The organism is Salinifilum ghardaiensis (assembly GCF_054491345.1).
In genome coordinates, this window is the sequence record NZ_CM137101.1 from 1429528 (window position 1) to 1441161 (window position 11634).

The 11634-nt window shown below is 71.7% G+C and carries 9 protein-coding genes; 3 read left to right on the forward strand and 6 right to left on the reverse strand.

What is annotated here, in order from left to right; all coding sequences use genetic code 11:
• Positions 1-309 precede the first annotated feature (309 nt).
• The gene (locus ACVGV0_RS06445) at positions 310-780 is read left to right on the forward strand and encodes an RDD family protein (RefSeq protein WP_459158940.1); all 471 of its coding nucleotides are present in this window, start codon (positions 310-312) and stop codon (positions 778-780) included.
• A 134-nt stretch (positions 781-914) separates the two neighbouring features.
• On the opposite strand, the gene ACVGV0_RS06450 is transcribed toward ACVGV0_RS06445, so the two are convergent.
• From ACVGV0_RS06450 to ACVGV0_RS06460, 3 genes are all read right to left on the reverse strand, one after another.
• Positions 915-1634: a DUF4191 domain-containing protein gene (locus ACVGV0_RS06450; RefSeq protein ID WP_459158941.1), complete on the reverse strand. Its 720-nt coding sequence runs from the start codon at positions 1632-1634 to the stop codon at positions 915-917.
• A gap of 208 nt (positions 1635-1842) precedes the next feature.
• Entirely contained in the window at positions 1843-2841 is a 999-nt protein-coding gene (gene lipA / locus ACVGV0_RS06455; RefSeq protein ID WP_459158942.1) for a lipoyl synthase, read from the reverse strand.
• Positions 2842-2891: 50 nt separating this feature from the next.
• Entirely contained in the window at positions 2892-3821 is a 930-nt protein-coding gene (locus ACVGV0_RS06460; RefSeq protein ID WP_459158943.1) for an oxidoreductase, read from the reverse strand.
• Positions 3822-3948: 127 nt separating this feature from the next.
• On the opposite strand from ACVGV0_RS06460, the gene ACVGV0_RS06465 reads away from it, so the two are divergent.
• A complete protein-coding gene (locus ACVGV0_RS06465) occupies positions 3949-4893 on the forward strand; it encodes an LLM class F420-dependent oxidoreductase (RefSeq protein ID WP_459158944.1) in 945 nt (314 codons plus the stop codon).
• Between the two features lie 37 nt (positions 4894-4930).
• Positions 4931-7768: an FAD-binding and (Fe-S)-binding domain-containing protein gene (locus ACVGV0_RS06470; RefSeq protein WP_459158945.1), complete on the forward strand. Its 2838-nt coding sequence runs from the start codon at positions 4931-4933 to the stop codon at positions 7766-7768.
• Positions 7769-7939: 171 nt separating this feature from the next.
• Here ACVGV0_RS06470 and lipB read toward each other — a convergent pair whose 3' ends face one another.
• The 3 genes from lipB to sucB all read right to left on the reverse strand — a co-directional run bounded on the left by lipB (position 7940) and on the right by sucB (position 11628).
• Entirely contained in the window at positions 7940-8686 is a 747-nt protein-coding gene (lipB, locus tag ACVGV0_RS06475) for a lipoyl(octanoyl) transferase LipB (protein ID WP_459158946.1), read from the reverse strand.
• A 58-nt stretch (positions 8687-8744) separates the two neighbouring features.
• On the reverse strand, positions 8745-9656 hold the full coding sequence (locus tag ACVGV0_RS06480; protein WP_459158947.1) for a TIGR01777 family oxidoreductase: 912 nt from the start codon (positions 9654-9656) through the stop codon (positions 8745-8747).
• 115 nt (positions 9657-9771) lie between these two features.
• Positions 9772-11628 (reverse strand): 2-oxoglutarate dehydrogenase, E2 component, dihydrolipoamide succinyltransferase, encoded by a 1857-nt coding sequence (gene sucB, locus ACVGV0_RS06485; RefSeq protein WP_459158948.1) that lies wholly within the window; start codon positions 11626-11628, stop codon positions 9772-9774.
• Positions 11629-11634 lie beyond the last annotated feature (6 nt).

Below are 11634 nucleotides of genomic sequence, written 5' to 3' on the forward strand. Positions count from 1 at the left end.
CCGCTGCCGCTGACTCCGTGCGTGCGCTGCGAAGCGGCAGGATTGCCCAGGAGCACGGGCACGCCCATCGGGGAATGGCGCGGCCTGGTCCGCCGGCTCGACCACGAGCCTAGTGCGGCGCTGTTGCCCACTCGTCACCCGTGTGTTTCACGCTCGTTAACACGTCTCCGAGGGGTTCCGGAACTCCAGGGCGGGATGTTGCCGGCTGGTGGGGCTGCAGTGCAGCTGGCCGCAACGGAGGCTCCTCGCCCAGCATACGCGGAACGAGGTGGAACCGGGGCGACGCCGGTGGGCACGTATGCTGGTGACGTGCGCGAAATCCTCGGTTCATGGCTGGACGGCCCCCGCGCGGCGTTGACCCACGCGCGTGAGCGGGGAGCGAGCGAACGGCCCGAATGGCGCGGGCAGCGTCTCGGCCTCCCGGAAAGCGGGACGGGGGCCGCAGCAGGAACGGGGCGGCGCGCGCTCGCCTTCCTGCTGGACATCGTGTTCGCGGCGTTGATCGCCGGACTCTTCACCGCGCCGGACCTGCCGCGGGACTGGAGCCTGCTCGCCTGGGCGTTGATCACCGTTGTCCCGGTGAGCTTCGCCGGGGCGACACCGGGAATGACGGTGCTGCGCATCTGGGTCGCCCGCGTGGACGGATCCCGCGTCGTGGGGCCGCTGCGGGCGGTGTTGCGCTGCGCGCTCACCGCGCTCATCGTTCCCGCGGTGATCTGGAACTACGACAACCGCTCCTGGCACGACCGCCTGTCCGGCACCGTGGTGCTGCAACGCTGATCCGGAGCGCCCCGGAAGGTCCGGAGAAGCTCGGAAAACCGCGAGGGGAGTCGTCGCGGGGCGAGCTGGTGAAGCCGGCCGGCCGCCCGAAGGTGCTTCCGGCGGGAGCGACGTCCGCGACGGCCGGCCTGCGCTCACTTCGCCCGGCGGGCGGCGCGCTGCACGCTCTTCATCCGCGAGCCCTGCGGCATCGGACCCTTCGGACCGCCGTTGGAACGGCTGGCCAACGCCGAAAGGCGGTTCTCCAGCTGGTCGACCTGTCCCTTGTTGATGTTGCGCGGCAACTTCATCATCCGCTGCTGCAGCTTCCGCAGCGGAATCTGGTCCTCCTCGTCGCCCACGACGATCTCGTAGATGGGGGTGTCGCCGACCACGCGGGAGACGCGCTTCTTCTCCTGGTTCATCAGCGTCCTGACCCGGTGCGGCGTGCCTTCACCGACCAGCACCACGCCGGGACGGCCGAGCACCCGGTGCACCGCGTCCAACTGGGAAGTCCCCGCGACCGCCTGCGTGACCACCCACTGGCCGCGGAGGTTGTCCAACGCCCAGGCCGCGGCGCCGCGCTGACCCTCGGCCTTGCGGTACACGGTGGCCTGCACTCGGCGCCCGAAGAGGACGACGGCGCCGAGAATCCCCAGTGCAACACCCATGGGCAGGAAGACCCAGTGCAGTCCCCAGATCATGCCCAGCAGGAAGACCACGACGGTGACGCCGACGAGCACCGCCAGCATCAGCGGGACGAGGAGCTTGTCCTCCCGGCGCTGCATGTTGAACGCCTGGATGATCTGGCTGAACCGGCCCGACCCGCGCTTCTTCTTGGCCGCGTCCTTCGCGGCCTTCTCCTGCTTGGCCATACACCCCAGGATACGGATGCGATCCGGAAACGGGCAGGCGGGAGTTCCGGTGGATTCCACGGGGCGCCCCCGCCCGCGTGCCGCGGGCGGGGGCGAGGGGCGGCCCGGGCGGACGCGCCCGCGACACGCCGCAGCGACCCGAGCGCGCCCGTCCGCGGCGGAACGGAGTCCCCGTGGTGGAACGGAGTCCCCGTAGTGGAACGGGGGATCACTGAACCAGCTGCGAGGCTTCCTGCGCAGCCGACCCGGCCTGAGCCAGGTGCTGCAGGTTCTCCGGCAGCGGCATGCCGCGGTGCACCGTGGCCTTCGCGTACAGCCGCCCGGCGCGGTAACTGGAACGCACCAGTGGCCCGGCCATGACACCGGGGAAGCCGATCTCCTCGGCGGTCTTGGTGTGCTCGACGAACTCCTCCGGCTTCACCCACCGGTCCACCGGGTGGTGGCGCTGGCTCGGCCGCAGGTACTGGGTGATCGTGATGATGTCGCACCCGGCGTCGTGGAGGTCGCGCAACGCCGGACCGACCTCGTCCGGGGTTTCACCCATCCCCAGGATGAGGTTCGACTTGGTGACCAGGCCGGCCTCCCGGGCCTGGGTGATCACGTGCAGCGACCGGTCGTAGGTGAACGCCGGGCGCATGCGCTTGAACACCCGCGGCACCGTCTCCACGTTGTGCGCGAGCACCTCCGGGCGCGAGCCGAAGACCTCGGCGAGCTGGTCCGGCTCCGCGTTGAAGTCCGGGATGAGCAGCTCCACCCCGGTGCCGGGGTTCAACTCGTGGATGCGGCGCACGGTTTCCGCGTACAACCAGGCGCCGCCGTCCGGCAGGTCGTCCCGCGCCACACCCGTCACAGTCGAGTAACGCAACCCCATGGCCTGCACCGACTCGGCCACGCGGCGCGGCTCCTCGACATCGAGCTCAGCCGGTTTTCCGGTGTCGATCTGGCAGAAGTCGCAGCGGCGCGTGCACTGATCCCCGCCGATGAGGAACGTCGCTTCCCGATCCTCCCAGCACTCGAAGATGTTCGGGCAGCCCGCTTCCTCGCAGACGGTGTTCAGCCCTTCGCGCTGGACGAGGCTCTTGAGCTCCTTGTACTCCGGGCCCATCCGCGCGCGCGTCTTGATCCACGACGGCTTCTTCTCGATAGGCGTCTGGCTGTTGCGGACCTCGAGCCGCAGCAGCTTCCGCCCCTCTGGCGCCACACTCACGGTGCACAGGCTACGCGTTCGCCCCCGCCCGCGTGAAACCGTGAGAGCCGTCACCGAACCTCGGGATCGTGCTGCACCAGCTCCGCGGTCAGCTCCCACAGCCGCTGCGCGGTCCGCGGGTCCCGGGCCCGGCGGCTCATCCGGACCCGGCTCGGGTACCCGCGGAGCTCCGCGAGCCCGCTCGGGCCGAAGAAGTCGCCGCCCTGCACGTTCGGGGCGGTCGCGGCGAACAGCTGGGGCAGTACGCCCAGTTCCACCGGCTGGGTGAGCACGCGCGTGCCCGCGTCGATCGCGCGGTCCAGTCGGCCGGGCAGTCTGCGCATGCGCGCCGTGTTCGCCACGAGTTCGGTGGCGCTCATCCCCGGATGCGCGGCGGCGCTGGTGAGCCCGCGGCCCGCGAGCTCGGCCCGGCGGGACAGCTCCAGCATGAACAGCAGGTTCGCCAGCTTCGACTGCCCGTAGGCACGCACCGGCGAGTAGGAGCGCCGCTCGAAGTTCGGGTCGCTCAGGTCGAGTCCGCCGCGGTGGTGCGCCAGGCTCGACACGGTGACCACTCGGGCGTTCCGGCGCAACGCGGGCAGCAGCAGCCACGTCAACAGCGCGTGCCCGAGGTGGTTCGTCCCCAGCTGCAGCTCGAAACCGTCCCCGGTGCTCCGCCGGGGTGTGGCCATCACCCCGGCGTTGTTGAGCAGCACGTCCACACCGTCCCCGGTGCGTTCCCGCACCTCGGCGGCGGCCTCGCGCACGTTGGTGAGGTCGGCGAGGTCGAGTTCGACGAGTTCGGGCTCCACGGACGCGGTGCACGCGACCTGGTCCCGGGCGCTTCGCCCGCGTTCGCGGTCCCGGCACGCCATGAGCACTCGCGCTCCGGCGCTGGCGAGGACACGAGCGCTGTGCAGGCCGAGCCCGGAGTTCGCGCCGGTGATGAGCACGGTGCGCCCGTGCTGAGCGGGCATGCTGAGTTCCGTCCAGTGCGCCATCCTCCGGAGCCTACCGAGAGTAGGGAGCGTGCCGGTAGGGACAGCACCTCCCGGCCCCGAACCGGGACGACGCGCCCCGCACGAGCGGATCGCGAGCGCGCCGCCCACGGACGTAGTCTCGTGAGCCGTGCATGGCAACGTCGAACTCAGGATCTTCACCGAGCCGCAGCAAGGCGCGACCTACGACGACTTGCTGCGGGTCGCGAAAACCGCCGAAGCAGCTGGTTACGGAGCGTTCTTCCGCTCCGACCACTACCTGAAGATGGGTGACGTCAGCGGTCTGCCCGGACCCACCGACGCCTGGTTGACGCTCGCTGGGATCGCCCGCGAAACCGAACGCATCCGTCTGGGCACGCTCATGACCGCCGCGACGTTCCGCCTGCCCGGACCGTTGGCGATCTCCGCGGCTCAGGTCGACCAGATGTCCGGGGGCCGCGTCGAGCTCGGCCTCGGCAGCGGGTGGTACGAGCAGGAGCACGCGGCCTACGGCATCCCCTTCCCGAGCTTGCAGGAGCGGTTCGACCGCTACGCCGAGCAGCTCGAGATCATCACCGGTCTCTGGGAGGCCGACCCGGACCGACCGTACTCGTACACCGGCGACTACTACCAGATCTCCGACTCGCCGGCGTTGCCGAAACCGGTGCAGCGTCCCCGCCCCCCCGTGCTCATCGGAGGGACCGGCAAGAAGCGCACCCCGCTGCTGGCCGCGCGCCACGCCGACGAGTTCAACCTGCCGTTCGTGGACGTGGACACCGCCGCCGCGCAGTACGCGCGGGTGGCCGCCGCGTGCGCCGAACTCGGACGCGATCCGAACGAGATCACCCGCTCCGCGGCCCTCGTGCTGTGCGTGGGGCAGGACGAGGAGGAGATCGCGCGGCGCGCCGACGCGATCGGGCGCGACGTGGACGAGCTGCGGCAGAACGGGCTGTGCGGCACCCCGGACGAAGTCGTCGACCGCATCGGCACCTGGCGCGAACGCACCGGCCTCTCCCGCCTGTACCTGCAGGTGCTCGACCTGACCGATCTCGACCACCTCGACCTGGTGGCCGAGCGGGTGGCGCCTCAACTGTGAGCGCCCAGCTGCGATCCGAGGAGGGGAACCGGCGAGCATGGCAACGACCGCGGCGCTGCAGGAGGAGCTGACCACCGCGCTGCCGGGCCTGGTGAGCACGGACCTGACCACGCGTGCGGCGTACACCTCGGACGCGTCCGTCTACCGGCAGGTCCCCCTCGCCGTCGTGCACCCGCGCGACGGCGAGGACGCCCGGGTGGCGCTGCGCCTGGCGACCGAGGGCGGGGTCCCCGTCACCGCGCGCGGCGGGGGGACTTCCATCGCGGGCAATGCGCTCGGTCCCGGTATCGTCGTCGACTTCTCCCGCAACAGCGACCGGATCCTCGGCATCGACCCGGAGGCCCGCACAGCCCGAGTGCAACCGGGAGTCGTGCTCGACGACCTGCAGGCCGCCGCCGGCCGGCACGGCCTGGCCTTCGGCCCCGACCCGTCGACCCACTCGCGCTGCACCCTCGGCGGCATGATCGGCAACAACGCCTGCGGTGCGCGCTCGGTGCTCACCGGCACCACCGCCGACAACACGCTCGCGCTGACCATGCTGCGCCCCGATGGTTCGCAGCTCGACGTGCGCGGCAGCAGCACCGGTGACGAGCGCACCGACCAAGGCCTGCGCGCGCTCCGCGACAGCAACCGCGCGCTGCTGCGCACCGAACTGGGCCGGTTCAACCGCCAGGTCTCCGGATACGGACTGGGCCACCTGCTCGAGGAGAACGGCGGCGACGTGGCCAAAGCCCTCGTCGGCAGCGAAGGCACCTGCGGCCTGCTCACCGAAGCCACCGTGCAGCTCGTGGACGTACCCGCCGCGCGTGCCCTGCTCGTGCTCGGCTTCCCCGACGTCTACGCCGCGGCTGCCGCCGCCCCGGAGCTGGCCGCTGCGGGAGCCCGCACCGTCGAAGGCATGGCAGCGGACCTGCTCGCCGCGCTGCGCACCCGGCCGGGCAAAGCCGGAGCCGGCGCGGAGCTCCCGGACGGCGGTGCCTGGCTGTACTGCGAAACCGGAGGTGCCACCCGCGACGAGGCCCACCAGCGCGCCCGGCAACTGCAGCGGCGAGCGCGCGGGCATTCGGGGTCGGTGACCAGCACCGTGGTCACCGACCCGGCGGCGATGCGCGCGCTGTGGCACATCCGCGAGGCGGGTGCGGGTATCGTGACCCGGCTGCCGGACGGGGGAGCGGCCTGGCCCGGCTGGGAGGACTCGGCCGTGCCGCCGGAGCACCTGGCCGAGTACCTGCACGACCTGTACCGACTCCTCGGCGAGCACGGGCTGCGCGGAGTGCCCTACGGGCACTTCGGGGAGGGGTGCCTGCACCTGCGCGTCGACTTCGAACTGGGCACCGCCGGGGGACTGGCGCGCTACCGCTCCTTCCTCAACGAGGCCGCAGAGGTGCTCGTCGGTTACGGCGGATCGGTCTCCGGTGAGCACGGGGACGGCCGCGCCCGGTCCGAACTGCTCAGCACCATGTACTCCCCGGCCATGCTCACGTGCTTCGCCGGGTTCAAGCACCAGTTCGACCCCGCCGGACTGCTCAACCCGGGAGTGCTCGTCGACCCGGCGCCGCTGGACGCGGACGTGCGTCCCGGCCCCGGTGACCGCACCTTCGACCTCACCCCGGTGCACGCGCTGTCGGCCGACAACGGCTCGTTCCCCGAGGCGGTGCACCGCTGCGTCGGTGTGGGTGCGTGCCGGTCGATGCGCGGCGGCAGCATGTGCCCCTCGTACAAGGTCACCCGCGACGAGGTGCACTCCACCCGCGGGCGGGCGCGCGTGCTCGCCGAGATGCTCCGCGGCGAAACCATCCAGGACGGGTGGCGCTCGGAGGAGGTCCGCGAAGCCCTCGACCTGTGCCTGTCGTGCAAGGCCTGCGCCAACGACTGCCCGGTGAACGTGGACATGGCCACGTACAAGGCCGAGTTCCTGCACCACCACTACGCCGGGCGCCTGCGCCCGCGGGCGCACTACTCCATGGGCTGGCTCCCGCTGTGGTCGCGGCTGGTCACCGCGGTTCCCGGGGCGGCGCGGCTGGTCAACGCGCTGCTGTCCCGACCGCAGCTCGCGAACCGCGTGAAGGAGCTCGGCGGCATCGAATCGCGCCGCGAGATGATCCGCTTCGCCCCCCAGCCGCTCACGCGGTGGCTCCGGCGCCGCGGTTCCCGGGGCCGCAGCAGCGTCGTGCTGTGGCCCGACACGTTCACCAACTTCCACGAACCGCACGTGGGACGAGCAGCGGTGGAAGTGCTCGAGGCGCTCGGCCACCGCGTCGTGCTTCCGCAGCGGGAGGTCTGCTGCGGGCTGACCTGGCACTCCACCGGACAGCTCGACGTCGCGCGCCGCGTGCTGAAACGATCGCTGGATGCGCTCGCGCCGCACCTGGCCGTCGGCCGGCCGGTGGTGGGACTGGAACCCTCCTGCACGATCACGCTCCGCGCCGAAGCCGAGGAGCTGCTCCCGCACGACCCCCGGGCGCGGAAGCTGGCCGAGCACACCGTGACCCTCGCCGAGCTCGTCGCCGAGCACGACGGTCCGTGGCCGTTCGGACGGATCGACGCGGACGCGATCTGCCAGGTGCACTGCCACCAGGAGGCCAAGGGATCGCACGGGCCGGATCGGGAGGTGCTCAGCGCGCTCGGCATCGACCCGGACGTCGTGTCCGCCGGCTGCTGCGGACTGGCGGGCAACTTCGGTTTCGAGCGGGGGCACTGGGAGGTGTCCCAGGGCTGCGCCGAGCTCGAGCTGTACCCCAAGGTCCGCGCTGCCGGTGCGGGCGACCTCGTGCTCGCCGACGGGTTCTCCTGCCGGACGCAGATCGCGCAGGGAACGCAGCGGCGCGGGATGCACCTCGCCGAGGTGCTGCAGCGCGCCCTCCCGCGGCAGTGAACCCGCCCCACCGCCCGGCCACCGCCTTGCGGGCGACCCATCGACGCGGGTGGCGATGGGCGTGCCCGCACCGGGTCGGCACCCGCGCCTGCGGTGGGCGGGCAGCCGGCGCAGGAGTACGGCGGCCGCTCACCGCCGGGCAGGGGAGAGGACGCACGGGTCGTGGGCGCGTCACTGCAGACGTGGATCGAGGTTCAGGGTCACGCCGGCTGCGCTCGGCTCGATCCGCTGGATGTCCCGATCGGTGACCGGCAACATGCCGTCGAACGCGTCCAGCATGGCCTGCTGCGCCAGCGGAGCGATCTCCTCGGTGGTCACCTCGCGGCCCACCTCCGCGGACAGGGACGTCACGCCCGCGTCCTTGATGCCGCACGGGACGATCCGGTCGAACTCGCTCAGGTCCGCGTTGCAGTTCAGTTCGATGCCGTGCATCGTCACGCCCTGCTGGACCCGGATGCCGATCGCCGCGATCTTGCGCTCCGGCCGCGCGCCGTCCGCGGGCAGCCACACGCCGCTGCGACCCTCCACTCGCCCGGAGGGCAGGTCGTACTGATCGCACACCGAGATCAGCGCCTGCTCCAGGCGGCGGACGTAGTCGACCACATCGATCGGATCGGTCAGCGCGATGATCGGATAGCCCACCAGTTGCCCCGGTCCGTGCCAGGTGATCTTCCCGCCACGATCGACGTCGATCACCGGGGTGCCGTCGTCCGGGCGGTCCTCGGGCCCGGTGCGCTTGCCCGCCGTGTACACCGAGGGGTGTTCCAGCAGTAGTAGCGTGTCCGGTGTTTCGCCGTCCCCGCGTCCCCGCACCAGCTCGCGCTGGAGGTCCCACGCGGACTGGTAGTCGATCATGCCGAGTTCGCGCACCTCGACGGGCTCCTGCGAGGCGCGACAGGTTTTCGCCGTGTTGCTCACGGGCGTCAGCTTACGCCCGCACCGCAACGCGGCAGGCCGGCCTCGCGAAGCAGAGCACCTAGCCGTCCGAGTCCGGTGCCTGAGCGGTGGAACGCGCCCCCAGTGCCGCGGCCAGCGCGGCGGAGAGCGTGGGGTGCGTGAAGGTGAACCCGCGGCCTTCCAACTCGGTGGGCAAGGCCCGCTGCCCGCCGAGCAGCTCACCGGAGAGCTCCCCCAGCGCGGCCCGCAGGGCGAAACCGGGAATCACCCACGGGGCGGGCCGGTGCATGTGCTCGGCGAGGTTCCGGGTGAACTCGGCGTTGGTGACCGGTGCTGGGCCCGTCAGGTTGACCGGGCCGGAGATCTCAGGTCGCTCCAGCACGAACCGGATCGCCGCGACCTCGTCCTCGAGGGAGATCCACGGCATGAACTGCGTCCCCGCCCCCAAGCGGGCGCCGAGCCCGCAGGCGAACAGCGGGCGCAGCCTTCCGAGCAGGCCACCGCCCGCGACGAGGACGAGACCGGTGCGCAGCACGACCACGCGGGCCTCGGCTTCCCCGGCCGCCCGCTCCCACCGCTGGCAGAGGTCGGGGATGAAGCCCGTCCCGGCCGGGCTCGTCTCCGTGACCGGGTGTGCGCCCGTGTCGCCGTAGAACCCCACCGCCGAGGCGTTGACCAGGACGGGGACGCCGTGGCGCGACACCGCGCGGGCCAGCACCGTCGTGGGGCGCAGCCGGGAGTGCAGCAGGGTGCGCTTGCGGGCCGCGTTCCAGCGGCGTTCTGCGATGCCGGCGCCGCAGAGGTTCACCACCGCGTCCGCCTCGTCCAGCGCATCCGAGGGAACGTCGCCCCTGTTCGGGTCCCACTCCCGCTCGTCCGGGGCGTGGGCGGTGCGGCGGACGAGGCGGAGGACGTCGTGCCCACCGCTCCGCAGGGCGGGGACCAGACGCGTCCCGATCAGTCCGGAGGATCCGGCGACAACCACGCGCATGCTTCGAATCGTCCCGTACTGCGTCCGTTCGTGCGATAGCGAGCGGCCCGCGGAATCGGTCGTTCCGCGGGCCGCGGGCTGAGCACCGGAAGCGGTGCTGGGAAGGGAGTACCGCTCACAGACCGAGGTCGGCCTCGAACGCCCCCTCCTCCAAGCGGTGCTTCACCGTGTTGAGGAAGCGGGCCGCGTCCGCACCGTCGACCAGGCGGTGGTCGTAGGACAGCGCCAGGTAGGCCATGGAGCGGATCGCGATGGTGTCCCCGCCGGTCTCGTCGGAGACGACGACCGGACGCTTGACCACGGAACCGGTGCCGAGCATGCCCACCTGCGGAGGGTTGAGGATGGGCGTGTCGAACAGCGCGCCGCGACTGCCGGTGTTCGTGATGGTGAACGTCCCCCCGGCGAGCTCGTCCGGTTTGATCTTGTTGTTCCGGGTCCGCTCCGCCAGGTCGGCGGTCTTGCGCGCGAGGCCGCCGAGGTTGAGGTCACCGGCGTCGTGGATCACGGGGGAGACCAGACCACGGTCCGTGTCCACCGCCACCGACAGGTGCTCCGCACCGTGGTAGGTGATCTGCTTGTTCTCCTCGTCGATCGAGGCGTTGAGCTTCGGGTGCAGCTTGAGCGCCTCGACCGTGGCCTTCTCGAAGAACGGCAGGAAGCTGAGCTTCACCCCTTCGGCGGTGGCGAAACCGTCCTTCGCCCGCTCGCGCAGCGAAGCGATCCGGGTGACGTCCACCTCGATCACCGTGGTCAACTGCGCCGCCGTCTGCAGCGACTCGACCATGCGTCGCGCCAGCAGCTGCCGCAGGCGGGACATGTTCTGCGTGGTGCCGCGCAGCGCCTGGTCCTCCGGTGACGGCTCGGCGGCGCTCGGCGCGGCGGGGGCGGATGTAGTGCTCGCCGGAGCAGCCGCGGCTGGGGCTTGCTGCTTCGCATCGATCGCGGCCTGCACGTCCTGCTTGCGGATGCGGCCGCCAACACCGCTGCCGCTGATCGCGGACAGGTCGATGCCGTGCTCGTTGGCGAGCTTGCGAACCAGCGGTGTGACGTACGGGGTGCTGCCGGCGGGCGCGGCCGCAGCGGCCTCCTGCTGAGCGGGGGCCGCAGGGGTGGCCGGCGCTGCGGAGGACTCCGCGGGAGCCGGGGCCGGCGGAGTCGGAGCCGGCTGAGCTGGGGCAGGCTGCTCCGCCTGCGGAGCCGGTTGCTGCTCCTGCGGTGCCTGCTGTTGCTGGACAGGTGCTGCAGGTTCAGGTTGGGCGGGCGGCTGCTCCGGCTGCGACGGCTGTTCCGGAGCGGCCGGAGCGCTCGGCGCGGGTGCTCCCGTGCCGACCACCGCGAGCTTCGAGCCGACCTCGACGGTGTCGTCCTCACCGGCCACGATCTCCAGGATCGTGCCGCCGACGGGGGAGGGAACCTCGGTGTCGACCTTGTCCGTCGAGACCTCGAGCAGCGGTTCGTCGACTTCGATGGTGTCGCCGACCTGCTTGAGCCACCGCGTGATCGTGCCTTCGGCGACGCTCTCACCGAGCGCCGGCATGGTCACGTCGGTACCTCCGGCCCCACCGCCTTCGGCCGCACCTCCTTCGGCCGCACCGCTTTCGGCCGTGGCGGGTGCCGGGGCCGGCGCTGCCGGCTGCTCCTGCTGCTGGGGCTGTTCCTGGGCGGCGGGCTGCGGTTCGGCTGCCGGCTGCTCCTGCTGGGCAGGAGCCTCGGCCTGTGCTCCGGCGGTTTCCGAGCTGTCCGCGAGGACTGCGAGTTCCGCGCCGACCTCGACGGTGTCGTCCTCCTGGGCGATGATCTGCTGGAGCACACCAGCCGCAGGGGAAGGAACCTCGGTGTCGACCTTGTCCGTCGAGACCTCGAGCAGCGGTTCGTCGACTTCGACGGTGTCGCCGACCTGCTTGAGCCACCGCGTGATCGTGCCCTCGGCGACGCTCTCACCGAGCGCGGGCATCTGGATTGAGAAGGCCATCGTCTG

Coding starts and splice junctions, on each gene's coding strand:
- sucB (WP_459158948.1), bottom strand. CDS start 11,628: ATGGCCTTCTCAATCCAGATGCCCGCGCTCGGTGAGAGCGTCGCCGAG.
- ACVGV0_RS06470 (WP_459158945.1), top strand. CDS start 4,931: ATGGCAACGACCGCGGCGCTGCAGGAGGAGCTGACCACCGCGCTGCCG.
- ACVGV0_RS06450 (WP_459158941.1), bottom strand. CDS start 1,634: ATGGCCAAGCAGGAGAAGGCCGCGAAGGACGCGGCCAAGAAGAAGCGC.
- ACVGV0_RS06480 (WP_459158947.1), bottom strand. CDS start 9,656: ATGCGCGTGGTTGTCGCCGGATCCTCCGGACTGATCGGGACGCGTCTG.
- ACVGV0_RS06460 (WP_459158943.1), bottom strand. CDS start 3,821: ATGGCGCACTGGACGGAACTCAGCATGCCCGCTCAGCACGGGCGCACC.